Source organism: Sphingobium sp. B10D7B, assembly GCF_025961955.1.
Lineage (GTDB): Bacteria > Pseudomonadota > Alphaproteobacteria > Sphingomonadales > Sphingomonadaceae > Sphingobium.
Window position 1 is genome coordinate 3,452,818 of record NZ_JAOQOQ010000001.1, and the last position, 26,164, is coordinate 3,478,981.

The 26,164-nt window shown below is 64.8% G+C and carries 35 protein-coding genes; 23 read left to right on the forward strand and 12 right to left on the reverse strand.

Annotated elements, in window-relative coordinates:
• Positions 1–28: 28 nt before the first annotated feature.
• The gene (locus M2331_RS16230; RefSeq protein WP_181561233.1) at positions 29–964 is read right to left on the reverse strand and encodes an SDR family NAD(P)-dependent oxidoreductase; all 936 of its coding nucleotides are present in this window, start codon (positions 962–964) and stop codon (positions 29–31) included.
• A 219-nt stretch (positions 965–1,183) separates the two neighbouring features.
• Entirely contained in the window at positions 1,184–1,747 is a 564-nt protein-coding gene (locus tag M2331_RS16235; protein WP_181561234.1) for a hypothetical protein, read from the reverse strand.
• 216 nt (positions 1,748–1,963) lie between these two features.
• Here M2331_RS16235 and M2331_RS16240 point away from each other — a divergent pair, with 216 nt between their 5' ends.
• Positions 1,964–3,514, forward strand: coding sequence for a winged helix-turn-helix transcriptional regulator (locus M2331_RS16240; RefSeq protein WP_181561235.1), 1,551 nt, complete (start codon positions 1,964–1,966; stop codon positions 3,512–3,514).
• A 31-nt stretch (positions 3,515–3,545) separates the two neighbouring features.
• Here the strand turns inward: M2331_RS16240 and M2331_RS16245 are convergent, their stop codons facing one another.
• From M2331_RS16245 to M2331_RS16290, 10 genes are all read right to left on the reverse strand, one after another.
• Positions 3,546–4,442: a pirin family protein gene (locus tag M2331_RS16245; RefSeq protein WP_181561236.1), complete on the reverse strand. Its 897-nt coding sequence runs from the start codon at positions 4,440–4,442 to the stop codon at positions 3,546–3,548.
• A gap of 70 nt (positions 4,443–4,512) precedes the next feature.
• Positions 4,513–5,610 (reverse strand): branched-chain amino acid aminotransferase, encoded by a 1,098-nt coding sequence (locus M2331_RS16250; protein WP_413715952.1) that lies wholly within the window; start codon positions 5,608–5,610, stop codon positions 4,513–4,515.
• 113 nt (positions 5,611–5,723) lie between these two features.
• Positions 5,724–6,974 carry an MgtC/SapB family protein gene (locus M2331_RS16255; RefSeq protein WP_181561238.1) on the reverse strand — a complete coding sequence of 417 codons (1,251 nt, stop codon included), beginning with the start codon at positions 6,972–6,974 and terminating at the stop codon, positions 5,724–5,726.
• Between the two features lie 2 nt (positions 6,975–6,976).
• Complete coding sequence (locus tag M2331_RS16260; RefSeq protein ID WP_181561239.1) at positions 6,977–7,351, reverse strand: DsrE family protein; 375 nt, start codon at positions 7,349–7,351, stop codon at positions 6,977–6,979.
• On the reverse strand, positions 7,348–8,106 hold the full coding sequence (locus M2331_RS16265) for a HesA/MoeB/ThiF family protein (RefSeq protein WP_181561240.1): 759 nt from the start codon (positions 8,104–8,106) through the stop codon (positions 7,348–7,350). The genes M2331_RS16260 and M2331_RS16265 overlap by 4 nt, the downstream gene beginning before the upstream one ends.
• Before the next feature lie 15 nt (positions 8,107–8,121).
• Positions 8,122–8,580: a dUTP diphosphatase gene (gene dut, locus M2331_RS16270; RefSeq protein WP_181561241.1), complete on the reverse strand. Its 459-nt coding sequence runs from the start codon at positions 8,578–8,580 to the stop codon at positions 8,122–8,124.
• Positions 8,561–9,814, reverse strand: coding sequence for a bifunctional phosphopantothenoylcysteine decarboxylase/phosphopantothenate--cysteine ligase CoaBC (gene coaBC / locus M2331_RS16275; RefSeq protein ID WP_181561242.1), 1,254 nt, complete (start codon positions 9,812–9,814; stop codon positions 8,561–8,563). Before coaBC ends, dut begins: the two co-directional genes overlap by 20 nt.
• Before the next feature lie 57 nt (positions 9,815–9,871).
• Positions 9,872–11,410, reverse strand: coding sequence for a 2-polyprenylphenol 6-hydroxylase (ubiB, locus tag M2331_RS16280; protein WP_181561243.1), 1,539 nt, complete (start codon positions 11,408–11,410; stop codon positions 9,872–9,874).
• A gap of 48 nt (positions 11,411–11,458) precedes the next feature.
• Positions 11,459–12,190, reverse strand: a complete 732-nt coding sequence (locus M2331_RS16285; protein ID WP_181561244.1) for a class I SAM-dependent methyltransferase — start codon at positions 12,188–12,190, stop codon at positions 11,459–11,461.
• 89 nt (positions 12,191–12,279) lie between these two features.
• Positions 12,280–12,804 carry a DUF1993 family protein gene (locus M2331_RS16290; RefSeq protein ID WP_181561245.1) on the reverse strand — a complete coding sequence of 175 codons (525 nt, stop codon included), beginning with the start codon at positions 12,802–12,804 and terminating at the stop codon, positions 12,280–12,282.
• Positions 12,805–13,189: 385 nt separating this feature from the next.
• Here M2331_RS16290 and rpsL point away from each other — a divergent pair, with 385 nt between their 5' ends.
• The 22 genes from rpsL to rplR all read left to right on the forward strand — a co-directional run bounded on the left by rpsL (position 13,190) and on the right by rplR (position 26,162).
• Complete coding sequence (rpsL, locus tag M2331_RS16295; RefSeq protein ID WP_181561246.1) at positions 13,190–13,561, forward strand: 30S ribosomal protein S12; 372 nt, start codon at positions 13,190–13,192, stop codon at positions 13,559–13,561.
• An 18-nt stretch (positions 13,562–13,579) separates the two neighbouring features.
• On the forward strand, positions 13,580–14,050 hold the full coding sequence (rpsG, locus tag M2331_RS16300) for a 30S ribosomal protein S7 (RefSeq protein ID WP_181561247.1): 471 nt from the start codon (positions 13,580–13,582) through the stop codon (positions 14,048–14,050).
• Between the two features lie 183 nt (positions 14,051–14,233).
• The gene (gene fusA / locus M2331_RS16305; protein WP_181561248.1) at positions 14,234–16,327 is read left to right on the forward strand and encodes an elongation factor G; all 2,094 of its coding nucleotides are present in this window, start codon (positions 14,234–14,236) and stop codon (positions 16,325–16,327) included.
• 106 nt (positions 16,328–16,433) lie between these two features.
• Positions 16,434–17,624, forward strand: a complete 1,191-nt coding sequence (gene tuf, locus M2331_RS16310; protein WP_181561249.1) for an elongation factor Tu — start codon at positions 16,434–16,436, stop codon at positions 17,622–17,624.
• 144 nt (positions 17,625–17,768) lie between these two features.
• The gene (gene rpsJ, locus M2331_RS16315; protein ID WP_014077880.1) at positions 17,769–18,080 is read left to right on the forward strand and encodes a 30S ribosomal protein S10; all 312 of its coding nucleotides are present in this window, start codon (positions 17,769–17,771) and stop codon (positions 18,078–18,080) included.
• 236 nt (positions 18,081–18,316) lie between these two features.
• A complete protein-coding gene (gene rplC / locus M2331_RS16320; RefSeq protein WP_181561250.1) occupies positions 18,317–19,075 on the forward strand; it encodes a 50S ribosomal protein L3 in 759 nt (252 codons plus the stop codon).
• A gap of 3 nt (positions 19,076–19,078) precedes the next feature.
• Positions 19,079–19,705, forward strand: a complete 627-nt coding sequence (rplD, locus tag M2331_RS16325) for a 50S ribosomal protein L4 (protein WP_181561251.1) — start codon at positions 19,079–19,081, stop codon at positions 19,703–19,705.
• Entirely contained in the window at positions 19,698–20,012 is a 315-nt protein-coding gene (locus tag M2331_RS16330; protein WP_181561252.1) for a 50S ribosomal protein L23, read from the forward strand. The genes rplD and M2331_RS16330 overlap by 8 nt, the downstream gene beginning before the upstream one ends.
• Positions 20,013–20,026: 14 nt before the next feature.
• Positions 20,027–20,863, forward strand: coding sequence for a 50S ribosomal protein L2 (gene rplB, locus M2331_RS16335; protein ID WP_181561253.1), 837 nt, complete (start codon positions 20,027–20,029; stop codon positions 20,861–20,863).
• 3 nt (positions 20,864–20,866) lie between these two features.
• Positions 20,867–21,145 carry a 30S ribosomal protein S19 gene (gene rpsS / locus M2331_RS16340; protein WP_181561254.1) on the forward strand — a complete coding sequence of 93 codons (279 nt, stop codon included), beginning with the start codon at positions 20,867–20,869 and terminating at the stop codon, positions 21,143–21,145.
• The gene (rplV, locus tag M2331_RS16345) at positions 21,145–21,528 is read left to right on the forward strand and encodes a 50S ribosomal protein L22 (RefSeq protein WP_181561255.1); all 384 of its coding nucleotides are present in this window, start codon (positions 21,145–21,147) and stop codon (positions 21,526–21,528) included. Before rpsS ends, rplV begins: the two co-directional genes overlap by 1 nt.
• Positions 21,529–21,531: 3 nt before the next feature.
• Entirely contained in the window at positions 21,532–22,227 is a 696-nt protein-coding gene (gene rpsC, locus M2331_RS16350; RefSeq protein WP_181561256.1) for a 30S ribosomal protein S3, read from the forward strand.
• 24 nt (positions 22,228–22,251) lie between these two features.
• Positions 22,252–22,683 (forward strand): 50S ribosomal protein L16, encoded by a 432-nt coding sequence (gene rplP / locus M2331_RS16355; RefSeq protein ID WP_181561257.1) that lies wholly within the window; start codon positions 22,252–22,254, stop codon positions 22,681–22,683.
• A 5-nt stretch (positions 22,684–22,688) separates the two neighbouring features.
• A complete protein-coding gene (rpmC, locus tag M2331_RS16360; RefSeq protein WP_181561258.1) occupies positions 22,689–22,892 on the forward strand; it encodes a 50S ribosomal protein L29 in 204 nt (67 codons plus the stop codon).
• Between the two features lie 15 nt (positions 22,893–22,907).
• Positions 22,908–23,186 carry a 30S ribosomal protein S17 gene (gene rpsQ / locus M2331_RS16365; protein ID WP_181561259.1) on the forward strand — a complete coding sequence of 93 codons (279 nt, stop codon included), beginning with the start codon at positions 22,908–22,910 and terminating at the stop codon, positions 23,184–23,186.
• A gap of 81 nt (positions 23,187–23,267) precedes the next feature.
• Positions 23,268–23,636 (forward strand): 50S ribosomal protein L14, encoded by a 369-nt coding sequence (gene rplN / locus M2331_RS16370; protein WP_014077869.1) that lies wholly within the window; start codon positions 23,268–23,270, stop codon positions 23,634–23,636.
• Entirely contained in the window at positions 23,636–23,944 is a 309-nt protein-coding gene (gene rplX / locus M2331_RS16375) for a 50S ribosomal protein L24 (RefSeq protein WP_181561260.1), read from the forward strand. Before rplN ends, rplX begins: the two co-directional genes overlap by 1 nt.
• The gene (rplE, locus tag M2331_RS16380; RefSeq protein ID WP_181561261.1) at positions 23,944–24,519 is read left to right on the forward strand and encodes a 50S ribosomal protein L5; all 576 of its coding nucleotides are present in this window, start codon (positions 23,944–23,946) and stop codon (positions 24,517–24,519) included. Before rplX ends, rplE begins: the two co-directional genes overlap by 1 nt.
• A 41-nt stretch (positions 24,520–24,560) precedes the next feature.
• Positions 24,561–24,866: a 30S ribosomal protein S14 gene (rpsN, locus tag M2331_RS16385; RefSeq protein WP_181561262.1), complete on the forward strand. Its 306-nt coding sequence runs from the start codon at positions 24,561–24,563 to the stop codon at positions 24,864–24,866.
• A 10-nt stretch (positions 24,867–24,876) separates the two neighbouring features.
• Positions 24,877–25,272 carry a 30S ribosomal protein S8 gene (gene rpsH, locus M2331_RS16390; RefSeq protein WP_181561263.1) on the forward strand — a complete coding sequence of 132 codons (396 nt, stop codon included), beginning with the start codon at positions 24,877–24,879 and terminating at the stop codon, positions 25,270–25,272.
• Positions 25,272–25,805 (forward strand): 50S ribosomal protein L6, encoded by a 534-nt coding sequence (rplF, locus tag M2331_RS16395; protein ID WP_181561264.1) that lies wholly within the window; start codon positions 25,272–25,274, stop codon positions 25,803–25,805. Before rpsH ends, rplF begins: the two co-directional genes overlap by 1 nt.
• A gap of 3 nt (positions 25,806–25,808) precedes the next feature.
• Entirely contained in the window at positions 25,809–26,162 is a 354-nt protein-coding gene (rplR, locus tag M2331_RS16400) for a 50S ribosomal protein L18 (protein WP_181561265.1), read from the forward strand.
• Positions 26,163–26,164: the final 2 nt, after the last annotated feature.

Genomic DNA, 26,164 nt, shown 5'->3' on the forward strand with positions numbered 1-26,164 from the left:
CTCTCCTGTTGCGGTCAGCTCCGCCGTCTCAAAGCGGTTCGTCGAGCGGCTGCTGCTCGTCGTAGATCGGGTTGTACATGAGCGTTCCGAACTGGGCGACGAGATTGGCGCGGGCCTCGTTCGGCGCTTCCACCGGAATGGCACGGACCAGCGCCTTGCTGCGCGCTTCGATCCCGCGCTGGAACTCCGGGTGGGTCATGATGAACAGGTCGCGGCGGCGAATGCCGCGCAGCACGCGCTCACCCACTTCCTCGCTGGACATGAACAGGCTTGGGTCGAAGCCGGGTGCCGGCCGCGCATCCTTCTTCGCGCCGACGGCCTCGGGGGCCGGGGGCGGCGCATCGTTGCGCAGATGCTCGGGGCGGGTGGCGTTGGTTGTGCTGCCGAGCTGGGTCTGCACCGGGCCGGGGAAGAAGACCGAGGCGCCAAGCGCGGTGCCGCGCAGATCGGTGGCGAGGCTTTCGAACATGCCGGCCACGCAGAACTTGGCAGCGCAATACAGGCCGGCATTGCCGACTGCAGAAAAGCCGCCGGTCGAGGATGTGACGACGATCTGCCCTTCTTCGCCATGCTTGAGCATCCGCGGCAGCATGGTAACGAGCCCGTTGACGACGCCGCCGACGTTGACGGACATGTTGAAGTCCCAGTCCTTGTAGGTCGCCGTCAGCATCGAGCCGGTGACGCCCACGCCGGCGTTGAGCGCCAGCACATGGATATTGCCGAACTGCGCCTCGGCTTCATCGGCGGCGCGGGCCCAGCCATCGCGGTCTGCGACATCCAGCTTGATAGCGTGAACGGCCAGATTGGTCTTGGCAAAGCCTTCCATCGCCTGATCGAGCGCGTCCTGACGGATATCGGCGATGATGACCCGCATCCCCGCTTCGCCGAAGGCCTTTGCCATGCCCCAGCCCATGCCGCTCGCGCCGCCGGTGATGAAGGCCGTCTTGCCACTCACGTTCAACATCAGATCACCTCTCCTCAATCCGCCTGCTCATGCGGGATGGCACGGCCCTATCGAGATCAGAATGACTAAGTCCACAAAAAAGCGGCGGCGCGTGCTTGGCGTGGCTGCGGCACGCAACGGGCGGATGTCCAATAAGCCGGCGGTAGGCGCGGGGCCGATCCTGCTCGCAGCAAGCCGGCGGTTTGTTGATTAGGTCCTTCCGCCGGATGCCGCGCGCGATCAGCGCACGCGGTTCACGCGCACAGCTGCCTGCCGCCCGACTTGCATCAGATAGCTGCCGAGCGCGCCCTTGCGGATGGTGACCGAGTCCTGGGGGGCGGGCGGCTGGAAGGCGGTCATCCGCTCGGTCATCCGCCAGACGGCCCCGTCTGCGAGCGTGACCTGCCACAGCCCCGGGCCGATCTCGCGCACGCTTGCCAGGGTGGCGCTCGTTTCCTTGTCCTCCTGCGATGCGCGCGGCTGGCGCGTGGCGCGCTCCACCTGCTCGGCGCCGAAGCCGCTCGTTGCGGCCGGAGCGGGCGGGGCAGCCGGTGCGGGCGTAGGTGTGCGGCTCGCATTGCCGGAGCCGGCCGCGCCCGGCACAGGCGCGGGCGCAGAGGTGCCGCCTTGCGGCTGATTATACTGCGCCACCGAATCGTAGCAGGCGAGGCGGGCTTCCGTGGACCCAATTCTCGCGCAGGTCGCCAACTGGTCGTTCAGGCTGCCCTGCGCTTGGGCCACGCCGCTCAGTCCGGCTGCGACGATGATGAAGGCGCTGACTGCCGCCACGGATTTGCTGATCACCGGTCCTCTCGCTCCCACATATCTTTTCTTCTCGTGACGCGGTCGTCCGCGTGGCGAAAATCTTACTACGCCATCTATTGCGGGTCTAACGATTTTACGAATCGCTCGGGGATGACGATCATGTCTGATTATTTTGCATAAACATTGACCGCTGCTCGAAAATGCGATGAATCTGGCCGAATCACGCGAAAGGTGGGTCTTTGGGGATCGGTCATCATGAATAAGGGGCGCGCGGCGCTCGGTTCGGTCCGGGCGCGCATCAGCAGGGCTTCGATTATCAGCGCCGGGCTGGCCCTGTTGGGCCGGTCGGGCCTGGACGGCTGCACTCTGCAGGCCGTCGCTGCCGACCTTGAAGCCGATCCGGCCGAAATCGAAGAGCATTTCGCGAGCGACGATCAACTTCTGACGGCGTTGGCGCAGGACATGGTGCGTGCTGCCGAGGGCGGCGCGGCAGGCCCGGGCTGGCGCGGTCGCCTTGCCTTGCGCGCGCAGACCAGCCGGGTCGCTATGCTCTCCAGTCGCGATGGCGCCAGGCTGTTCGCGCATGTCGCCTCGCGCTTTCCTCTCGCGGTGGGGACGCCGGACGCGGTCGCACCCTTGTGCGAGGTCGGCCTCGCACTCGATGAAGCCCGCGTGATCGCGCAGGCGCTCGAGCATTTCGTGATCGGGTGGACGCTGGTCGAGCAGGCCCGTGCCGAACCATCGGGACCGGACAGTTCCTTCGATCGCCAGCTGGATGTCCTGCTCGACGGCATCGACGTCGACGCCCCGTCGCCGGCGCCCGGCCCGCGGGACGAGCGTCAGGCCCGGTTCCAGTCCAAGCTCTGGGTCTTTCTGCGCAATGCCCGCGAGAGCGCGAATATCTCCTTCGCCCGCACCGCGCATATCAACGAGCTGGACCGGCGGATCCTGCTGCTCCTTCATGTCCAAGGGGGCATGACCCTCGCGCAGATTTCCCTGGCCTGCGGTGTCGACAAGGCGCAGATCAGCCGTGCCATCAAGCGCATGGGCGAGGTCGCCCTGCTGCTGCGCAGCGGCATCCGCAGCCCCATCCGGCTCAGCCCGAGCGGCAAGCAGCTGGCGGATCGGCTGCAGCGCCATGCCGAGCTGCGCAATCGGGAGCTCACCTTCGGCATCAGCGATGAGGAACTTCAGACGCTCTCCGGAGTGCTGGACATGCTGCTGACCCGCGCCATTGCCCTGTTCGAGCAGGAGCGCAAGCAGGCGGCGAGCAATCAGCGGCCCGAGACCGTGGCATTTCAGGATCTCGTCGATGAAGGCCTGCCGGACGAAAACGGTGTGGCGGCGGACCGCTCACGCGTGTTGCCGCCGTTCGTCACTCTGTGCTCCTACATGCTGCGCGGCGGTGCCCTTGCCCATAAGCGCCAGACCAGCCTGTCGAATTTCGAGACCTGGGTCATGGCGGAAATCTGCCGCAATCCGCCGATCAGCTGGCCCCAGCTGGTGCTGGCATTGGCGCGCGACCAGAGCCAGGCGGGCCGCACCGTCAATCATCTCATCGAGATCGGCCTGATCGAGCGGACCGGACGCCCGGGACGCCGCCACGGCTTCTTCGGTCCGACCGAGAAGGGACGCGCGGTGAGCCAGATCATTGAGGAGACAGCGGTTCGGCGCAGCGAGTTCCTGTTTCAGGGCATCCCTGCCGACCAGCTCGACAGCTTCATGACGACATTCGATGCGCTGACGCACAATGCCGAAGTCCAGCTCGATCGGGAGCGGGCGATCCAGGAAATGGATCGGGATTGAAGGCCTCCGCCCGGCCTGAAATCGTTCAGGCCTAGTCGGGCAGCGGAATGAACTCGCGCTCGCCGGGCACGATGTCGAACCGGCCCTGTCGCCAGTCGTCCTTGGCCTGTTCGATGCGATCGCGGGAGCTGGACACGAAGTTCCAGTAGATGTGCCGTGGCCCATCCAATGGCTCGCCGCCGACCAGCATGATGCGGGTCGGGCCATTGGCGCGCAGGACGGTCTCGCTGTCCGGCTTGAAGATCACCAGTTCGCCGGCGTTGAAACCGCCGCTCTGGCCTTCCACCGCCAGCCCGCCCGAGATGACATAGACCGCGCGTTCGATATGGTCGGTGCCCAGCCGGTAGCGCGCGCCGTCCTGGAGCGTGACGTCGGCGTAGAGCATGTCCGAGAAGGCCTGCACCGGCGAGGTCAGCCCGTCGCTGCTCCCAGCGACGACGCGGATGCGCACGCCCTCTGCCTCCGTTTCGGGAATCGTGTCGGCGGGGTGATGGAAGAAAGCCGGATCGACCTCCTCCTTCGCTTGCGGCAGCGCGACCCAGGTCTGAAGGCCGAACAACGGCCCGCCTGCGGCGCGGGTATCATCGGCGCTGCGCTCGGAATGGACGATGCCGCGCCCTGCCGTCATCCAGTTGACGGCGCCGGGGCGCACCGGCTGGACCTTGCCCAGCGAATCGCGGTGGAGGATTTCGCCCTCCAGCACATAGGTCACCGTGGCGAGGCCGATGTGCGGATGGGGGCGGACGTCCAGGCCCTCGCCGGCCGAGAAGGTCGTCGGGCCGAACTGATCGAAGAACACGAAGGGGCCGACCATCCGGCGATGGGCCGATGGCAGCGCGCGCCGGACCTGAAAGCCATCGCCCAGATCGCGCACGGGCGGCAGGATGATCATGTCGACACTGTCGATGCCGGTCTGGCGCAAGGTCATCGGGACTGCTCCTTCAGATTGACTGCTTCATATCCTTTTACCGAATGACCAGCTCGGCTTGCCAACCGGCTTAGGCCAGTCTGGTCATCCAGCCATGCTCGTCCGGCTTCTGGCCGAGCTGCACGCCGACCAGTGCCTCGCGCAGCGCGCGGGCCACCTCGCCGCCGTCGCCATTGCCGATGACGAAATTGCCTTGGGTCGAGCGCACTTCGCCGATGGGCGTGATGACCGCAGCGGTTCCGCAGGCGAAGGCTTCCTTCAGCTTGCCGATCTTGGCGTCGGCCATCCACTGCTCGAAACTGTAGGGCTCTTCCTTCACCGTGTAGCCGGCATCCTCCGCGACGAGCCGCAACGAATCGCGGGTGACGCCGGGCAGGATCGAGCCGTTGAGCGGCGGGGTGATGATCGTGCCGTCATTGAACACGAACATGATGTTCATGCCGCCCAGCTCCTCGATCCACTTGCGCTCGACCGCATCGAGGAACAGCACCTGGTCGCAGCCATGCTCGATGCCGACGGATTGCGGCTGCAGGCTCGCCGCATAATTGCCGCCGCACTTGGCAGCACCGGTGCCCCCGGGGACCGCGCGGACATAATCATGGCTGACCCACAGCGTCACGGCCGACTTGCCGCTCTTGAAATAGCCGCCGACCGGGGACGCGATCACGCAATAGACATATTCGCGCGCCGGGCGGACGCCGAGGAAGGCCTCGCTCGCGAACATGAAGGGGCGCAGATACAGGCTGCCCTTGTCGGCATCCGGCACCCAGTCGATGTCCGCTGCGACCAGCTTGCGGATGCTCTCGACGAACAGATCCTCGGGCAGATGCGGCATGGCGAGGCGCGTGGCGCTCTGGTTGAAACGGGCGGCGTTGGCCTCCGGGCGGAAGCTTGCGACGGACCCGTCCGGCAGGCGATAGGCCTTGAGCCCCTCGAAAATCTCCTGCGCATAATGGAGCACGGCGGCTGCCGGATCGAGCGGGATCGGCTGGCGCGGACCCAGAACGGCATCGTGCCAACCCTGTCCCTCGGTATAGCGGATCGTCACCATATGATCGGTGAAGAGCGTGCCGAAACCGAGCGTCGCCATGGCGGCAACACGGTCCTCGGGCGAGGTGGGGGTGGCGAGCGGCTGGGTCGTGAAGTCCAACATGCGAAATCTGTCCATTGAGGGTGGATGGGTTCAGGTGGGGCAGGCGGTATCAGGATAAACGCAGGCTGTCATGCCCCCCGCGCGTCCGCTTGTGGCATCGGTGCCGCGCCGTTGCAGGCGCGCCGCGGTCAGCCCAGCCAGAACAGGGCAGCGCCCGCCAGCGAGGCGAGCAGGGACGCAAAGAGCGGAGCGGATGCGACGATGCCATTGCGTCCCCCGGCCAGTACAAGCGCCATCACGCCTTTGACGGCGGTATTGGCGAAGACCGGCGCGGCGAGGATGAAGCCCGCCGTAGCATTGTCGAGCGTTTGTGCGGGCAGGCCGGCAAGGGTGAGCACCGCCGCATCCACATCCATGAAGCCGGTGAGGCCGATGACAACCGCGATGCCTTCGTCGCCCCAGACATCCAGCGCCCAGCGCGCCACCAGCGAGAAGATCGCGACGAAGCCGGCGAGCATCAGCGCCGGGCCAAAATCGAAAGGATTGCCCAGCTTGACCGGTGGCCCATCCGGCGAATCGTCACGGCGCCAAGCGAGCAGGGCCATGATCGCCGAGACGACCAGCGCCGGCGCCAGCACCAGTGCGAGCGTCGGCAGGGCGCGGGGCACGAGGATGGCGGTCAGCACCTGCACGCGCACGAACATGACGATGGTGGCGATGGCAATGCCAGCGGTCAGCACGCCGCGTAATTCCGGCTCGGTGCGCAGGCGGCGGGCGTACCAGGCCGTCACTGCCGTGGACGAGACGATGGCGCCGGTCAGCGCCATCATCAATACGCCCCGGCTGCTGCCGAACCGGCGCGCGACGACATAGCCAGCAAAGGAGAGCCCGGCGACCAGCACCACCACCATCCAGATCTGGCGGGGGTTCCAAGCGTCGTAGGGGCCATAATTGGCATCGGGCAGCAGCGGCAGGACGACGAGGGCGACCAGCGCAAAGCGGGCGACGCCCTCGATCTCGGCTTCCGTCAGCCCGCGCAGCAGGGTGTGCATCGAGTGGCGGGCGCTCAGCAACACGAAGGCCGCGCCCGCCGCCGCCAGAGCGATGGCTGGCGAGAGCGCCACTGCGGCATAGCCGATGGCGAAGGTCAGGAGCGCCGCGACAATCGTGGTGGCCGAAAGCTGGTCGTCGCGAATCGCCTGGCCGAAACCAATGAGCAGCGCGCCGACGACGCCAAGCGCCATGATCGCGGCGATCATCTCCGGCAGGAGCGCCGACAGGCCACCGGCAAAGCCGATCAGGCCGAAGGTGCGGAACCCCGCCACCCGTTGCCCGGCCTGCTTGTCGCGCTGCGTCCAGCCTCGTTCGAGGCCGATCAGAAGGCCGGCGGCGAGAGCAGCGAGAAGCCCGAGCAGCGATGGAGATAGAGCAAGGCTCATGGTCAGAGCGTCAGCAGGCGGATGTCCGGCCCAGCCGCCGCGAGAAAGGCAATGGGGCCGGTGATCTCGATACGGGGGTCGAGGCTGCCCGCTGCTATAGCCGCCATGGCAAGGCCGCTCTGGCAGAGGCTGATCGTCACGCCTTCATCCAGCGCATCATCCAGCAATTGCGCGAGCGTCGGCTCCCCGGCTGCAGCCCAGGCGGCGTCCTGCGGGGCGCGGATCGGGGTGCGCAACAGGGCAGCCGCCTCGCCTTGCAGGAAGACGCGGGCCGCACTTCCCAGAGCGACCTCTGCCCGCGCGAGCGACAGGGCCGCGCGCAATCGGGCCGAATCGGCGCTGACGACGACGAGAGCGAGAGGCGGCCGCGCGCTCATGCGCAGGCGAGCGCGGCCTTGCAGGCCGGGTCCGGCGGAATGGCCATGGTCCGCAGACGACGGGCGAGCAGATCGAAGACGATGAGCTTGCCGGTCGCCGCTTCACCGAACGGCACGAGGGCGCGGATGACCTCCAGCGCCGCCATCGATCCGATGATGCCGGTCAGTGCCCCGACAATGCCTTCCTCGGCGCAGGTGCGGGCGGGGTCGGTGCGGGTTTCCCCGACCAGGCAACGATAGCAGGGCTGGCCGGCTTCCCATCCCCGCCAGACACCGATCTGCCCCTCGAACTGGCCGACGGCGGCGCTCACCAGCGGAATGCGCAGACGGGTCGCGGCGTCCGAGACGGCGAGGCGCGTTTCGAAATTGTCGCAGCCATCCAGAATGATGTCGGCATCGCGCAGCAGCGTCTCCGCGTTGTCGGCATCCAGCGCAGTGTTGATCGGGATGGCGTGACAATCCGGGTTGAGCCGGCGCACCGCGTCCCGCGCGGCTTCCGCCTTCCGACGACCGATGTCGTCGCTAGCGAACAGTATCTGCCGCTGCAGGTTGGAGAGGCTCACCCTATCATGATCGATGATCCGCAGGGTACCGATGCCGGCCGCCGCCAGATAGGCAATCGCCGGGCAGCCGATGCCGCCCGCTCCGATGATCGCGACATGCGCGCCGGCCAGCCTTGCCTGCCCAGCGCCGCCGATCTCGCGCAGCACGATGTGGCGGGCATATCGCTCAAGCTGATCGTCGGTGAAGTCCATCAGTGCGGCTGTGCGTCAGACTGTGCGGACGCCGGTGGAGCCGAAACCGCCCGCACCGCGCGCCGTATCGTCCAGCGTCGCGACCTCGACCATGCGCGCGATCTGCACAGGCGCAACGATGAGCTGGGCGATCCGGTCGCCGCGCTTGATCTCGAAATCATCCTCGCCCAGGTTGACCAGAATGACCTTCAGTTCGCCGCGATAATCGCTGTCGATCGTGCCGGGCGTGTTCGGCAGCGTGATGCCATGCTTGAGCGCCAGCCCCGACCGGGGGCGCACCTGCACCTCGAACCCCTCGGGAATGGCAAGCGCGAGACCGGTGGCGACGGCATGGCGGGCCATGCTCGGCAGCGTTACATCCTCGGCGGAGACCACGTCCATGCCGGCCGCGCCGGCGGTGGCGTAGCTGGGCAATGGCAGGTCTTCGCCATGGGGCAGGCGCTTCACCGCAATGTCAACGAGCGGCCAGTTCATCGGAAATCCTTTCAATCAGCCGCGTGGCGACAAGGGCTTTGGGCATGTCCGGCCAGTCTTCGACGCCCTGCGCCGTGACCAGATGGACGCTGTTATGCGATCCGCCCATGACATCGCCGGACACGTCATTGGCGACGATCCAGTCCGCGCCCTTGCGCTGGCGCTTGGCGATAGCGTGGTCGACGACAGTTTCGGTCTCGGCCGCGAAGCCGACGAGCAAGGCGGGGCGCTGGACGTGGCGCGCCAGCGTCGCGAGGATGTCCGGATTCTCGGCCAGCGCGAGCGGGGCAGGCGTGCCCGAGCCATCCTTCTTGATCTTCTGATCGGCCTCGTCGGCGGCGCGCCAATCGGCCACTGCTGCGACCAATATGGCAATATCGGCTGGCAAGGCTCCCTCCACGGCGGCCTGCATCTCCCGCGCGGTCTGCACGTCCACCCGGGTGACGCCACGCGGCGTGGGCAGGCTGACCGGCCCGGCGACGAGCGTGACGCGCGCACCGGCCTGGGCGGCGGCGGCGGCAATCGCAAAGCCCTGCTGCCCGGACGACCGGTTGGCGATGTAGCGCACGGGGTCGATCGGTTCGTGTGTCGGCCCGGCGGTCACCAGCACATGGCGGCCAAGCAGATTGGCGTGGCTGAGATCGGGCGCATGGATCGTTCTGCTGGTGTCGGTCAGCAGCGCGGCCGGTGACGGCGCCTCTGCCAGCAGCCGCTCGATGTCCTGCACGATGGCGGCCGGGTCGGGCAGGCGGCCCTTGCCCCACTCGTTGCAGGCCATGGCACCGACGTCAGGCTCCATCACATGGATGCCATCGGCCCGCAGCGTGTCGAGGTTCCGCTGGGTGGCCTTGTGGTGCCACATCCGCACATTCATTGCGGGTACGGCGAGCACCGGCTTGTCGGTGGCGAGCAGCACGGTCGTGGCAAGATCGTCGGCGATGCCCGATGCCATCTTGGCAAGGATGTTGGCGGTCGCCGGTGCGACGACGATCAGGTCGGCCTCGCGGCTGAGCTGGATATGGCCGATCTCGCGCTCCTCCTTGAGGTCGAACATGTCACCATAGACATGATCCTCGGTGAGCACGCCGAAGGAGAGCGGCGTCACGAATTTGGTGGCGGCGTCGGTCAGCACGGCGCGCACGGCGAGGCCCTTGCCCTTGAGCAGGCGCACCAGTTCCAGCGCCTTGTAGGCGGCGATCCCGCCGGAGACGATGAGGAGGATCCGCTGGGTCATGATGGTTCCATAGCGGCTGGGCGCCGGTCCGGCTAGCGGCTCGGCAGGGGCGGGGCGTCAGGCAAGGAGCGCCATGGCACCCGCGCCGGCTGCTGCCGCCAGAATCGCCACGCCCGCATATCGCCAGAACCAGCCGACCTTCACCTGCACCAGCTTCACCGCCGGCAGGGGCGGCGGGGGCGGGGCGCCACCCGGCTCGGGATAGGCTTCCTCCAGTCGCCGGATGAGGCCGGGCAGGCGGCGGATCGTGTCCACGGTTTCATGGATCGAATCGGCGAGCTTGGCTTCGGGGCCGAGTTCGTCGCGCAGCCAGCTCTTCACATAGGGGCCGGAGACGTCCCACATGTTGATCGTCGGGTCGAGCATGGTCGCCACGCCTTCGACCACAACCATCGTCTTTTGCAGCAGCAGCAGATGGGGCTGCGTCTGCATGTCGAAATCGCGGGTGATGGCGAACAGGCCATCCAGCATCTGACCTACGGACAGCTCGCTCACCGGCTTGCCGCGCATCGGTTCGCCGACGGCACGCAGGGCGGTCGCGAACTCGGCGACATTGTGGTGGGCCGGCACATATTGCGCTTCGAAATGGATTTCCGCCACGCGGCGATAGTTGCCGGTGATGAGACCATAAAGGATCTCTGCCAGCCACAGGCGCGCGCGCCGGTCGATCCGTCCCATGATGCCGAAGTCGATGGCGACGATGGTGCCATCGGCCTGCACGAACAGATTGCCCTGGTGCATGTCGGCATGGAAGAAGCCGTCGGCGATCGCTTGCCGCAAGAAGGTGTTGACCAGCCGCGCGGCCAGATCGCTCAGGTCATGCCCGGCCGCGACCAGCGCCGCTCGGTCGCTGATCTTGATGCCGTCGATCCATTCGAGAGTCATCACCCGGCCGTTGGTGCGATCCCAGTCGATCTGCGGGATGCGATAGCGCGGCACGGCGGACATGGCCTCGGCCAGTTCGGAGGCAGAGGCCGCCTCGCGCCGCAGATCCAGCTCGCGCGCTGTCCAGCGCTTGAGATTGGCCACAACCAGACGCGGTCGGAGGCGCGAGGCCTCGCCGCCCAGTTGCTCCAGATGCGCCGCCGCCCATTCATAAGTGTCGATGTCGCGGTTGAATCGCTCGCGAATGCCCGGGCGCAGCACCTTGATGGCGACCGCGCGGCCGTCCGTCGTCACGGCACGATGCACCTGCGCGATGGACGCCGCGCCGACGGCCTGCTCATCGACGCTGGCGTAGATCGATTCGAGCGGTCGCCCGAAGCTGGCTTCGATCTCGGCGCGGATCGCGGAGAAGGGCATGGGCGGGAGCGCGTCCTGCAGCGACAGCAGATCGCGGGCAGCATCCTCACCGACCAGATCGGGGCGCGTCGCCAGCGACTGGCCGAGCTTGATCGCGGCCGGGCCAATGGCTTGAAACGCCTCCGCATAGCGCGGCTCCTTGGGCACGCGCGCACCGAGCCGCGCCAGCCGTGCGAGGCGGCGGACTGGGGCGGGCGTATTGCCATCCCGCTCGATACCGCGCAGCGCGCCATGCCGGGCGAGGGTCCGCCCCCATGAGAGCAGGCGCCAGAGATGGGTGATGTGGGCTGTCATGACCTTATCGCCTTGCGAAACGCACCATGGCGCTGCTGCGCTGGCGAATCATATCTTCCATCCAGAATGAATGGCGACGAGGCCGCCCATGATCGGCTCGGCCTTCGCTTGCACGAAGCCCGCCTCTTCGATCATGCCCTTGAACTTGGGCATGTCCGGGAAGCGGCGGATCGACTCGATGAGATAGCGATAGCTCTCCGCATCGCCGGCGATCATCTTGCCCAGCTTGGGCACCAGCTTGTGCGAATAGGCGTCATACACATCGCCGAAACCGGGCCAGGTGGTGCTGGAAAATTCCAGGCAGAAGAAGCGGCCGCCATATTTGAGCACGCGATGCGCCTCGCGCAGCGCGGCCGGGATATCGGTCACATTACGGATGCCGAACGCGATGGTGTAGGCATCGAAGCTGCGATCCCCGAAGACCAGCTGCTCGGCATTTTGCGGCTGCCAGACCAGGCCCTCGATGCCGCGCTTCTGCGCCCGCGTCATGCCCACGGCGAGCATATCCTCGTTGATGTCGCTCACCGTCACACGCGCGCCATGCTTGGCCATGCGGAAGGCGATGTCGCCGGTGCCGCCGGCCATGTCGAGAATCGCCTCGTCCTTGCGCGGCTTCACGCGGCGGACGAACTGGTCCTTCCACAGCCGATGCATACCGCCGGACATCGCATCGTTCATGATGTCGTAGTTGCGGGCGACATTGGAAAAGACGTCGCCGACCAGCTTCGTCTTTTCCTCGGGGGCTACCTCACGATAGCCAAAGGACACTGTCTCGCTCATGGGGCCGGGCTCTAGCCGACTCTGCCGGTCGCGCAAAGGGCGAACCATGCCGGAGCGGCCGATGCCGCGCGGGATGGGCCGCCGTCAGCTCATGCCGGGTCGGCGAGCGCGACCGGCGCGCCGAGATGGGCCAGGAAATCCGGCTTGCCGATCGCGATCCCACGTGCCCGCAGCAGCGCATAGGCCATGGTCGCATGGAACAGGAAATTGGGCAGCATGAAGCCGGTGACATAATCCCGCCCGTGGAACCGATATCCCTGACCGTTCGGGAAGCGCAGCACGATCTCGCGGTCCTCGCTGCCGTCCAGTTGTGCGGGCGTCACGCTATGGACGAAGGCGATGGTCTTTGCGCACCGCTCCTGCAGGGCATCGAGGCTCGCCTCGGTATCGGGCATGGCGGGCGGCTCGATGCTGGCGAGACGGGCAATGCCGTTCTTGGCGCTGTCCGACGCCATCTGATATTGGGCGGTGAGCGGGCGCATATCCTCGATCAGCCGGGCGCCCAGCAGATCGGCCTCGGCAGCACGCACATCCGGGCGCGCGAGCCACCTCTCCATGTTGGTCAAGCTGTTGACGAGGAGGGGAACGGTGATCGCGTGCATGGTCAGGGTCATCAGCTCTCGCCTTTGCTGCCAGGGTGTTGGGCCAAGGTATTGGGCCGGGTGATTGGGATGTGCGCGCGCAGGCCGAAAGAGGCAAGGCGGCATTTCAAAACGCCTCGCCGCCACGCGTGCCCCTTGGGGTGAGCCGTGCTTGACCGGTTGGCGGCCTCTCTGTATAGGCCCGCCTGCCTCGCGGCCCGCAACCTGTGCTTTCACTAGGATTCGGTCGCTCGTCCGCTGGGTCATACAGAGCTTGAACATTGCCTATGCTCTTGCGGGGCCAGGGGGTCTTTACCGACCGCCGGGTCTCTTGTCGTTTGGAGGTCAGCCCCGGCTGGCCATCGGCCGACCCAGGACATGCAGATGGCAGAGTAACTGAAAAAAGGTGAAGGGCTTCATGCCAACGATCAACCAGCTGGTCCGCAAGGGCCGCGAGCCGCAGAAGGCCAAGAGCAAGGTCCCTGCGATGGAGCAGAACCCGCAGAAGCGCGGCGTCTGCACCCGTGTCTACACCGTGACCCCGAAGAAGCCGAACTCGGCTCTCCGCAAGGTCTGCAAGGTGCGCCTCACCAACAGCCGTGAGGTCATCAGCTACATTCCGGGCGAAGGCCACAACCTCCAGGAACACAGCGTCGTGCTGATCCGTGGCGGCCGTGTGCGCGACCTTCCCGGTGTGCGCTATCACGTTCTTCGCGGCGTTCTGGATACCCAGGGCGTCAAGGACCGCAAGCAGAGCCGTTCCAAGTACGGCGCGAAGCGTCCGAAGTAAGCAGGGGAGAACAGAGATATGTCACGTCGTCGTCGCCCCGAAAAGCGCGTCATCCTGCCCGATCCCCAGTATGGCGATCAGGTTCTGTCCAAGTTCATGAACAGCGTCATGTATGACGGCAAGAAGGCCGTCGCTGAGCAGATTGTTTATGGCGCACTGGCCACCGTTGAAACCCGCGCCAAGAAGGATCCGATCTCGGTCTTTCATGACGCCCTCAACAATGTGAAGCCGGGCATCGAGGTCCGCAGTCGCCGTGTTGGTGGTGCGACCTATCAGGTGCCGGTGGAAGTCCGTCCCGAGCGCGCCCAGGCGCTGGCCATTCGCTGGCTCATCAATGCGGCGCGCAGCCGCAGCGAGACCACGATGGCGGCCCGCCTCTCCGGCGAGCTTCTGGACGCCGCGAACAACCGTGGCAATGCCGTGAAGAAGCGTGAAGACACGCACCGGATGGCCGAAGCCAACCGCGCCTTCTCGCATTACCGCTGGTAAGCACTATATTGGACGCCGGGGCAGTCACAGGACTGTCCCGGCTTCCTGCACCACCGTTCGCTCGGGCCTGTCGAAGGGCTGTTCTTCCGTGAGGGGAGAAACGGGTCCCCGCCGAGCCAACCCGAACGGAGAGGAACCTTTCAGACCGCAGCCCCGCCGCACGCGGGCAATGGAGTAAAGATCATGGCCCGCAGCCACCCGCTCGAGCGTTACCGCAATTTCGGCATTATGGCGCACATCGACGCCGGCAAGACGACGACGACCGAGCGCATCCTCTATTACACCGGCAAGTCCTACAAGATCGGCGAAGTGCATGATGGCGCCGCCACGATGGACTGGATGGAGCAGGAGCAGGAGCGCGGCATCACGATCACGTCGGCTGCGACGACCTGCCTGTGGAAGGCTGACGAGGGCAAGGGCCCCGAGCATCGCCTGAACATCATCGACACCCCCGGCCACGTGGACTTCACCATTGAGGTGGAGCGCTCGCTGCGCGTGCTCGACGGCGCGGTTGCCGCGTTCGACGGCGTTGCCGGCGTGGAGCCGCAGTCCGAGACGGTGTGGCGTCAGGCCGACAAGTACGGCGTGCCCCGGATGTGCTTCATCAACAAGCTCGACCGCACGGGCGCCAATTTCTATTATTGCGTGCAGACGATCATCGATCGCCTGGGCGCGACCCCGGCCGTCCTGTATCTGCCCATCGGTGCGGAGTCGGATTTCAAGGGTCTCGTCGATCTCGTGAACAACCGCGCGATCATCTGGAAGGATGAGAATCTGGGCGCCGAATTCTTCTATGAAGAAATTCCGGCCGACCTCGCCGACAAGGCTGCCGAATATCGCGAGAAGCTGGTCGAGCTGGCCGTCGAGCAGGACGATGCCGCGATGGAGGCCTATCTCGAGGGCACCGAGCCTGACGTCGCGACGCTCAAGAAGCTGATCCGCAAGGGTACGCTGAACCAGAGCTTCGTGCCGGTGCTGTGCGGCTCGGCCTTCAAGAACAAGGGCGTGCAGGCGCTGCTGGACGCGGTCGTCGACTATCTGCCCAGCCCGCTGGACATTGAGGACGTGCAGGGCATCAACCCCGACACGGAAGAGCCGGACAGCCGCGCCACCAGCGACGAGGCGCCATTCTCGGGTCTCGCGTTCAAGATCATGAACGATCCGTTCGTCGGCTCGCTCACCTTCCTGCGCGTCTATTCCGGCACGCTGAGCAAGGGCACCTATCTGAACTCCGTGAAGGACAAGAAGGAAAAGATCGGCCGTATGCTCCTGATGCATGCGAACAGCCGTGAGGACATCGATACGGCTTATGCCGGCGATATCGTCGCGTTGGCCGGCATGAAGGAAACGACGACCGGTGACACGCTGTGCGCCGAACGTCAGCCGATCATCCTGGAGCGCATGGAATTCCCCGAGCCGGTCATCGAGCTGTCCGTGGAACCCAAGACCAAGGCCGACCAGGAAAAGATGGGCGTCGCGCTCAACCGCCTGGCCGCCGAGGATCCGTCCTTCCGCGTTTCGACCGATCACGAATCGGGCCAGACGATCATCAAGGGCATGGGCGAGCTTCACCTCGAAATCCTCGTCGACCGCATGAAGCGCGAGTTCAAGGTCGAGGCGAATGTCGGTGCGCCGCAGGTGGCCTATCGCGAATATCTCAAGAAGGCCGTCGACGTCGATTATACCCACAAGAAGCAGTCGGGCGGCACCGGCCAGTTCGGCCGCATCAAGGTGAAGGTCACGCCGGGCGAGCGCGGTGCGGGCATCATCTTCAAGGACGAGATCAAGGGCGGTAATATTCCCAAGGAATATATCCCGGCGATCGAGAAGGGTATGCGCGAGACGGCGGCCACGGGCTCGCTCATCGGCTTCCCGATCATCGACTTCGAGATCAACCTGTATGACGGCGCCTATCACGACGTCGACTCGTCGGCGCTGGCATTCGAAATCACCGGTCGCGGTGCGATGCGTGAAGTCGCGCAGAAGGCCGGCATCACGCTGCTCGAGCCGGTGATGAAGGTCGAGGTGGTGACGCCTGAGGAATATCTGGGTGACGTCATCGGCGACATGAACTCGCGTCGTGGCCAGATCCAGGGCACCGACAGCCGCGGTAATGCGCAGGTTGTCGAGGCGATGGTCCCGCTGGCCAACATGTTCGGCTATGTGAACTCGCTCCGCTCGTTCACCCAGGGCCGCGCAAACTACTCCATGCAGTTCTCGCACTATGACGAGGTGCCGCAGAACGTCGCGGACGAGGTGAAGGCGAAGCTGGCCTAAGCCGGCACTTTCATCTGGATTTATGTAAATTTGCTGTTATGGGGGCGCCTTCGCGAGGCTTCCCCGAGCGGTTGAACCCAAGCTATTGAGCGAAAAGAGGTAGGAAATGGCTAAGGCTAAATTCGAGCGGAACAAGCCGCACTGCAATATCGGCACCATCGGTCACGTCGACCATGGCAAGACCACGCTGACCGCCGCCATCACCAAGGTGCTGGCCGAAACCGGTGGCGCCACGTTCACGGACTATGCCAACATCGACAAGGCTCCCGAGGAGCGCGAGCGCGGCATCACGATCTCGACCGCACACGTCGAGTATGAGACTGGCGCCCGTCACTATGCGCACGTCGACTGCCCGGGCCACGCTGACTATGTGAAGAACATGATCACCGGTGCCGCCCAGATGGACGGCGCGATCCTCGTGGTGAACGCTGCTGACGGCCCGATGCCGCAGACCCGCGAGCACATCCTGCTCGCCCGTCAGGTCGGCGTGCCGGCGCTCGTCGTGTATATGAACAAGGTCGACCAGGTCGACGACGAGGAGCTCCTCGAGCTCGTCGAGCTGGAAGTGCGCGAGCTGCTCTCCAGCTACGACTTCCCGGGTGACGATATCCCCATCGTCAAGGGTTCGGCTCTGGCTGCTCTCGAAGGCCGTGACGACGCGATCGGCAAGGATTCGATCAAGGCGCTCATGGATGCCGTCGACGCCTACATCCCGCAGCCGGCCCGTCCGGTTGACCGTCCGTTCCTGATGCCGATCGAAGACGTGTTCTCGATCTCGGGTCGCGGCACCGTGGTGACCGGCCGCGTCGAGACCGGCGTTGTGAAGGTTGGCGAGGAAGTCGAGATCATCGGCCTCAAGCCCACCAAGAAGACGACCGTCACCGGCGTGGAAATGTTCCGCAAGCTGCTCGATCAGGGTGAAGCCGGCGACAACATCGGCGCGCTGATCCGTGGCGTTGGCCGTGAAGAAGTCGAGCGTGGTCAGGTTCTGGCCAAGCCGGGTTCGGTCACGCCGCACACCGAGTTCGAAGCCGAGGTGTACGTGCTGTCGAAGGACGAAGGTGGCCGTCACACGCCGTTCTTCGCCAACTATCGTCCGCAGTTCTACTTCCGCACGACGGACGTGACCGGCGAAGTCGTCCTCCCCGAGGGCACCGAGATGGTCATGCCTGGCGACAACGTGAAGCTGGCCGTCAAGCTCATCGCGCCGATCGCGATGGACCCGGGCCTCCGCTTCGCTATTCGCGAAGGTGGCCGCACGGTCGGTTCTGGGGTTGTCGCGACGATCTCGAAGTAATATAGGCAGCGAGCCGCTCGGATCAGGTGATTCGAGCGGCCTGCTTTTTTCGCCGCTTCGCGCGGGCTCGTGAGTGCCAGAATGGCGCCGGGGCCATCAGGGTGAAGCGGTTTTGTTTTGGCTCTTTCACATCGGTTAGTGGACATGGAAACGCAGAATATCCGTATTCGTCTCAAGGCATTCGATCATCGCGTGCTGGATCAGGCGACCGGCGACATCGCCGATACCGCTCGTCGTACGGGTGCTCTCATTCGCGGTCCCATTCCGCTGCCGACCCGCATCGAGAAGTTCACGGTCAACCGTGGGCCGCACATCGATAAGAAGAGCCGTGAACAGTTCGAGGTCCGCACCTACAAGCGCATGCTTGATATCGTGCAGCCGACCCCGCAGACCGTCGATGCGCTGATGAAGCTCGATCTGGCTGCCGGCGTGAACGTCGAGATCAAACTGGCCTGATGGCCGTAGCGGGGCGGCCTTCGGGTCGCCTTGCAGGACATTTGGATACCGCCGGCTTCGGCCGGGCAGCGTCCTCCGTCGTTTCCGCCTCGTTTGTCGAGGGTCCGGAAGCATCCAGCCCGGACGGGGGAACGCATCGCAAAATCGGGTTGGCTGCCTGGGTCTTAGGGCCCTGGCGGTTTTTTCGTTGGATAAGCCCCCGCATCATGCAGGGGCCTCTATTGGAGGATTGGATCATGCGTACCGGCGTGATCGCGAAGAAAGTGGGTATGACCCGCCTGTTCCAGGATGATGGCCGCCATGTGCCCGTCACCGTCCTGGCGCTCGAAGGCAACCAGGTCATTGCCCGTCGCGAAATGGATAAGGACGGCTATGTAGCCGTGCAGCTGGGTGCCGGCGTTGCGAAGGCGAAGAATGTTGCCAAGCCGCAGCGCGAGCACTTTGCCAAGGCTCAGGTGGAACCCAAGGCGCAGGTCGTCGAGTTCCGCGTGGCCGAGGACGCCCTGCTCGATGTCGGCGCGGAAATCGCTGCCGATCACTTCATCGCTGGTCAGCTCGTCGACGTGACGGGTCAGACGCAGGGCAAGGGCTTTGCCGGCGCCATGAAGCGCTGGGGCTTCGGCGGTATGCGCGCCACGCACGGCGTGTCGATCAGCCACCGTGCCCATGGTTCGACGGGTAACCGTCAGGATCCGGGCCGCGTGTTCAAGAACAAGAAGATGGCCGGCCACATGGGCGACCGTCAGCGCACCCAGCAGAACCTCGAGATCGTCCGCACGGACGTCGAGCGCGGCCTGCTGTTCGTGAAGGGCAGCGTGCCCGGCTCGAAGGGCGCCTGGCTTCTCGTCAAGGACGCCGTGAAGGTCGATCGTCCGGCTGACGTGCCGTACCCGGCCAGCATCAAGTCGGCTGCGAACAATAACGCCGAGGCTCCGGCCGATACGCCTGCGCAGGACGTCGCGGCGCCCGAGGCCACTGAAGGCCAGGAGGGCTAAGTCATGAAGATCAAGGTTCTCACTCTGGACGGCGGCAAGGCCTCCGGCGATGTCGAGCTGAATGACGAAGTGTTCGGCCTCGAGCCGCGCGCGGACATTCTGCACCGTGTCGTCACCTGGCAGCTTGAAAAGCGCCGTGCCCCGGCCTCGGCGACGCGCGAGCGTTCTGACGTTGCCCGCACGGGCAAGAAGTTCGGTCGCCAGAAGGGCGGCGGTACGGCTCGTCACGGCGATCGCCGCGCCCCGATCTTCATCGGTGGTGGTAAGGCGCACGGTCAGCGCGCCCGTACCTTCGGGCACTCGCTCAACAAGAAGGTGCGTGCACTGGGCCTGAAGATGGCGCTTTCGGCCAAGGCCAAGGGCGGCTCGCTCACGGTTCTGGACAATCTGGACGTCAAGGACGGCAAGACCAAGGAACTGGCGGGTCAGCTCGCCAAGCTCAACCTCGGCAAGGTGCTGTTCATCGACGGCGAGGCGACCAACCTCTCCTTCGCCAAGGCCTCGTCCAATCTCGTCGGTGTCAATGTGCTCCCCGCCATCGGTGCCAATGTCTACGATATCCTGCGTGCGGACAGCCTGGTGCTGACCCGTGCCGCGGTCGAGCAGCTGGAGGCGCGCTTCAATGGCTAAGAAGCAGGCAGCAGCGGTGGCCACGCGTCATTACGACGTGATTGTCGCCCCGCACATCACCGAAAAGGCGACGCTGGTCTCCGAGCACAACGCGGTTGTGTTCAAGGTCGCGCGTGACGCTTCGAAGCCCGAGATCAAGGCCGCTGTCGAGGCGCTGTTCAATGTCAGCGTCAAGTCGGTCAACACGATCGTCCAGAAGGGCAAGACCAAGCGCTGGAAGGGCAAGCCCTACACGCGCTCGGACGTGAAGAAGGCTGTCGTGACCCTGGCCGAAGGCCAGTCGATCGACATCACCACGGGCATTTGAGGGCGGACTGAACAATGGCACTCAAGCATTATAACCCGACGAGCCCGGCCCAGCGTGGCCTGATCCTCGTCGACCGGTCCGGCCTCCACAAGGGCAAGCCCGTCAAGGCGCTGACCGAAGGCAAGCGCAAGACCGGTGGCCGCAACAACAAGGGTCATGTGACCTCGCGCGGTATCGCCGGCGGTCACAAGCAGCGCTATCGCATCATCGACTTCAAGCGTCGCAAGTGGGACGTCGAAGGCACGGTGGAGCGTCTGGAATATGATCCCAACCGCACGGCGTTCATTGCGCTGGTCAGCTATGCCGATGGCGAGCAGGCCTACATCATCGCCCCGCAGCGTCTGGCTGTCGGCGACAAGGTGATCGCGGGCAAGAAGACCGACGTGAAGCCGGGCAACGCGATGGAACTGGGTCAGATGCCGGTCGGCACGATCATCCACAACATCGAGATGAAGCCGGGCAAGGGCGCTCAGATCGCACGCAGCGCGGGCACCTATGCCCAGCTCGTCGGTCGCGATCGCGGCATGGTCATCGTCCGTCTCGGCTCGGGTGAGCAGCGCTACATCCGCTCGGACTGCATGGCGACCATCGGTGCGGTGTCGAACCCCGACAACCAGAACCAGAACCTCGCCAAGGCCGGCCGCAGCCGCTGGCTCGGCCGTCGCCCGCTCACCCGCGGCGTCGCCAAGAACCCTGTCGACCACCCGCACGGCGGTGGTGAAGGCCGGACCTCGGGCGGCCGTCATCCGGTTACCCCGTGGGGCAAGCCGACCAAGGGTGCTCGTACCCGTCACAACAAGTCGACCGACAAGATGATCATCCGGTCGCGTCACGCCAAGAAGAAGAGGTAAGCGATGGCTCGCTCCGTCTGGAAGGGTCCCTTCGTGGACCTGCATCTGCTCAAGAAGGCAGAAACCGCGCAGGAGAACAACGGCCGTGGCGGTCCGATCAAGACCTGGTCGCGCCGCTCCACCATCCTGCCGCAGTTCGTTGGCCTGACGTTCAACGTCTACAATGGTCGCAAGCACGTTCCCGTTTCGGTGAACGAAGACATGGTCGGTCACAAGCTGGGTGAATTCGCGCCGACGCGCTACTTCCCCGGCCACGCCGCTGACAAGAAGGGCAAGCGCTGATGGGCAAGGCAAAAGCTCCCCGCCGCGTCTCGGACAATGAGGCGCTGGCCGTCGGCACGCAGATCCGCGGTTCGGCCCAGAAGCTGAACCTGGTCGCCGCGCTCATCCGTGGCCGCAAGGTCGAGGACGCGATGAACGTGCTCGCCTTCTCCAAGCGCGCGATGGCGGTCGATGTTCGCAAGGTGCTCGCCAGCGCGGTCGCCAATGCGGAGAACAACCACAATCTCGACGTCGACGCGCTCGTGGTCGCCGAGGCGAGTGTCGGCAAGTCGTTCACCATGAAGCGCTTCCATGCGCGTGGTCGCGGCAAGTCCACCCGCATCCTGAAGCCCTTCAGCCGCGTGCGCATCGTCGTGCGTGAAGCTGCGGAAGAGGAGGCCTGATCCATGGGTCACAAGAGCAATCCCATCGGTCTGCGCCTGCAGATCAACCGCACCTGGGACAGCCGCTGGTTCGCGGAAGGCCAGGACTATGGTCGCCTGCTGCTTGAGGATCTCAAGATCCGCAAGTATGTCATGAAGACGCTGCCCCAGGCCGCGATCTCCAAGGTGGTCATCGAGCGTCCGGCCAAGCTGTGCCGCGTGTCGATCTATGCAGCCCGTCCCGGTGTCATCATCGGCAAGAAGGGCGCGGACATCGAGAAGCTGCGCAAGAAGCTGAGCGCGATGACGTCCAGCGACGTGAGCCTGAACATCGTCGAGATCCGCAAGCCGGAAATCGACTCCAAGCTCGTCGCCCAGGGTGTTGCCGATCAGCTCGAGCGTCGTATCGCTTTCCGTCGCGCCATGAAGCGCGCCGTGCAGAGCGCGCTGCGTCTCGGCGCCGAGGGCATCAAGATCACCTGCGGCGGCCGTCTGGGCGGCGCGGAGATCGCCCGTGTCGAGTGGTATCGCGAAGGTCGCGTTCCGCTGCACACGCTGCGTGCGAACGTCGATTATGCAGAAGCCGAGGCCCACACGGCCTATGGCGTTTGCGGCATCAAGGTCTGGATCTTCAAGGGCGAGATCCTCGGCCACGATCCGATGGCGACCGACCGTCTCATGCTGGAGGCTCAGACCTCCGGTGTGCGTCCGGCTCGCTGAGAATTGAGAGCAAGGTAAAGCATCATGCTACAGCCGAAGAAAACCAAGTTCCGCAAGACCTTCAAGGGTCGCATCAAGGGCGATGCCAAGGGTGGAACGGACCTCAATTTCGGATCCTACGGCCTCAAGGCTCTGGAACCGGAGCGGGTCACCGCGCGCCAGATCGAAGCGGCTCGCCGCGCGATCACGCGTCACATCCGTCGTCAGGGCCGTCTCTGGATCCGCGTGTTCCCGGACGTGCCGGTGTCCAAGAAGCCTGCCGAAGTCCGTCAGGGTAAGGGCAAGGGTTCGATCGAATATTGGGCGGCGCGCGTAAAGCCCGGCCGCATCCTGTTCGAGCTGGACGGCGTGCCCGGTCCGCTGGCTGCGGAAGCATTCAGCCGCGCAGCGATGAAGCTGCCGATCAAGACGAAGGTGGTGGCGCGTCTCGGCGACACCTCGCATCTGGGAGCATGATGGTCATGACCAAGATTTCTGACCTCAAGGCGAAGAGCGACGATCAGCTTTCGACCGATCTGGGCGAGCTGAAGCGCGAGCAGTTCAACCTGCGCTTTCAGGCTGCCACCAACCAGCTTGAGAAGCCGAGCCGCGTGCGCGAAGTGCGTCGCGACATCGCGCGGATCAAAACCCTCCAGGCCGAGCGTTCGCGCTCGTCCGCGAAGTAAGAAGGAAACAGGCCCATGCCCAAGCGCGTGCTGACGGGAACGGTGGTTTCCGACAAGGGTGACAAGACGGTCGTCGTCAAGGTGGAGCGCAAGGTGAAGCACCCGCTCTACGGCAAGATCATCCGTCGCTCGAAGAAGTATCACGCCCACGACGATGCCAACGAGTATCACGAGGGTGAGACCGTCCGTATCGAGGAGACGGCGCCGATCTCGAAGCTGAAGACCTGGAAGGTCATCGCGCGGGTCGACACCCACAAGTCTCCCGAGCAGGTCGCTGCAGACGCAGCAGCCTGAGCAGGTCTCAAGGATTTAACGGAACCACCGGGCCAGACACAGGCTGTGTCCCGGCAGGCCAATTGAGAAGGAACCGGATCGATGATCCAGATGCAATCCAATCTTGATGTCGCTGACAACAGCGGCGCCAAGCGCGTCCAGTGCATCAAGGTGCTCGGCGGCTCGAAGCGTCGTTTTGCCAGCGTTGGCGACATCATCGTCGTCTCCGTGAAGGACGCCGCCCCCCGTGGCCGCGTGAAGAAGGGTGACGTTCACCGCGCCGTGATCGTGCGCACCGCCAAGGACGTTCGTCGTCCCGACGGCAGCGTCATTCGCTTCGACGGCAATGCGGCCGTGCTGGTCAACAAGAATGCGGAGCCGATCGGCACGCGTATCTTTGGCCCCGTGGTCCGCGAGCTGCGCGCGAAGAACTTCATGAAGATCATTTCGCTTGCTCCCGAGGTGCTGTGATGAGCGCTGCACGTATCAAGAAGGGTGACACAGTCGTCGTGCTCGCCGGCAAGGACAAGGGCCGTACCGGTTCCGTCCTCCAGGTGATGCCCAAGGATGACAAGGTGCTGGTCGACGGCATCAACGTTCACGCCCGCCACCGCAAGCCCGACCAGGCAAATCCGCAGGGCGGCATCGATCGCAAGCCGGCGCCGCTGCACATTTCCAATGTTGCACTGGCTGTCGACGGCAAGGCCACGCGCGTCCGCTTCGAGGACCGTGACGGCAAGAAGGTCCGCGTCGCGGTTAAGACTGGGGAGGTCATCTGATGGCTGACAAGTACATCCCGCGCTCGCGCAAGCTGTATGACGAGACCATCGTCAAGGCGCTGAGCGAGAAGTTCGGTTACAAGAACCACATGGAAATCCCCCGGATTGAGAAGATCACGCTCAACATGGGCGTGGGCGAGGCGACCCAGGACAAGAAGAAGGTCACCCAGGCCGCCGAGGAAATGGAACTGATTGCCGGCCAGAAACCGGTCATCACCAAGGCGAAGAAGTCGATCGCGCAGTTCAAGCTGCGTGAAGGCATGCCCATCGGTGCTAAGGTGACCCTGCGTCGCGAGCGCATGTATGAGTTTCTCGATCGTCTCGTGACGATCGCGATGCCCCGCATCCGCGACTTCCGTGGTCTCAACCCGAAGAGCTTCGACGGCCGTGGCAACTATGCTTTCGGCATCAAGGAGCAGATCATCTTCCCCGAGATCAGCTATGACCGCGTCGACAAGGTGCGTGGCATGGACATCATCGTGACCACCACGGCCCGCACGGACGAAGAAGCGCGCGAACTGCTGCGTCTTTTCGGTTTCCCGTTCCCCGCCGAGGCGGAAAAAGAGGCTGCGTGAGCGTGGCCGGATCCAATTTCTAAGGAAGAGAGCTTAAGTCCATGGCGAAACTGAGTTCGATCAACAAGAACGAACGGCGCAAGAAGCTGGTGAAGAAGTACGCCGGCAAATATGCCCGTCTCAAGGCAGTGGCGAATGACACGTCGCTTGATGACAGCGAGCGTCTGATCGCACGTCTCAAGCTGGCCGAGATCCCCCGCAACGGCAACCCGACCCGGGTGCGCAACCGTTGCGAGCTGACCGGTCGTCCCCGCGCTTACTATCGCAAGTTCCGGCTTTGCCGTGTTCAGCTGCGCGATCTGGCCAACAAGGGCCTGATCCCCGGCGTCACCAAGTCGAGCTGGTAAGGATTAAGAGATGGCACTGACCGATCCCCTGGGTGACCTGCTCACCCGCATCCGCAACGGCCAGCGGGCACGCAAGGACAGCGTGGTTTCGCCCGCGTCCAAGCTGCGTGCGCGTGTGCTCGACGTGCTTCAGCGCGAGGGTTACATCCGCGGCTATTCCGAAGAGCAGGTGGCTGGCCATGATGGCCTGCGCATCGAGCTGAAATATTTTGAAGGCGAGCCGGCGATCAAGCACGTCGCGCGCGTTTCCAAGCCTGGCCGTCGCGTCTATTCGGGCTCCAAGGAGCTTCCGGTGGTACGCAATGGCCTCGGTATCACCATCGTCTCGACGCCCCGTGGCGTGCTTTCGGATGCCGAAGCGCGTGCACAGAATGTCGGCGGCGAAGTGCTGGCGGAGGTGTTCTGATGAGCCGCATCGGCAAAAAGCCGGTCACGATCCCCAGCGGGGTGACGGCCACCATCGAGAACGGTCAGCTTTCCGTGAAGGGCCCCAAGGGCACGCTGGCGCTCCAGATGCGCGACGAGATCAGCTATGAGCTGGAAGACGGTGCGATTTCGATCAAGCCGGCCAACGCTACCAAGGCGGCTCGGGCATTCTGGGGCATGCAGCGCACGCTGGTCCAGAACCTCGTCACGGGCGTGACCGAGGGTTACACCAAGGTGCTCGAGATCACCGGCGTCGGCTATCGTGCCACGGCCCAAGGCAAGAACCTGAAGCTGCAGCTCGGCTACAGCCATGATGTCGATTTCCCGGTTCCGGCCGGCATCGAGATCAAGACCCCCGATAACACCACGGTGGAAATCAGCGGGATCGACAAGCAGCAGGTCGGCCAGGTCGCGGCGGAAATCCGTCGCTGGCGCAAGCCGGAGCCCTATAAGGGCAAGGGTATCAAGTATCGCGGCGAGTTTATCTTCCGCAAAGAAGGCAAGAAGAAGTAAGCCATGGCGAAACTCTCTCTCTTCGATCGTCGCGCCCGGCGCGTGCGTACCGCGATCAAGGCGCGGGCGGGTGGCAAGCCCCGTCTGTCCGTGCACCGTTCCGGCCGGCATATCTATGCGCAGGTCATCGACGACACGCAGGGCAAGACCCTGGCCGCAGCGTCGACCCTGGACAAGGATGTGCGTGGCAAGACCGGCGCCACCTCATCGGCTGCAGCCGATGTCGGCAAGCGCGTGGCCGAGGCTGCTGCCAAGGCCGGCGTTACCAAGGTCGTGTTCGATCGTGGTGGCTTCCTCTTTCATGGTCGCGTGAAAGCGCTGGCCGATGCCGCTCGTGAAGGCGGACTGGAGTTCTGATG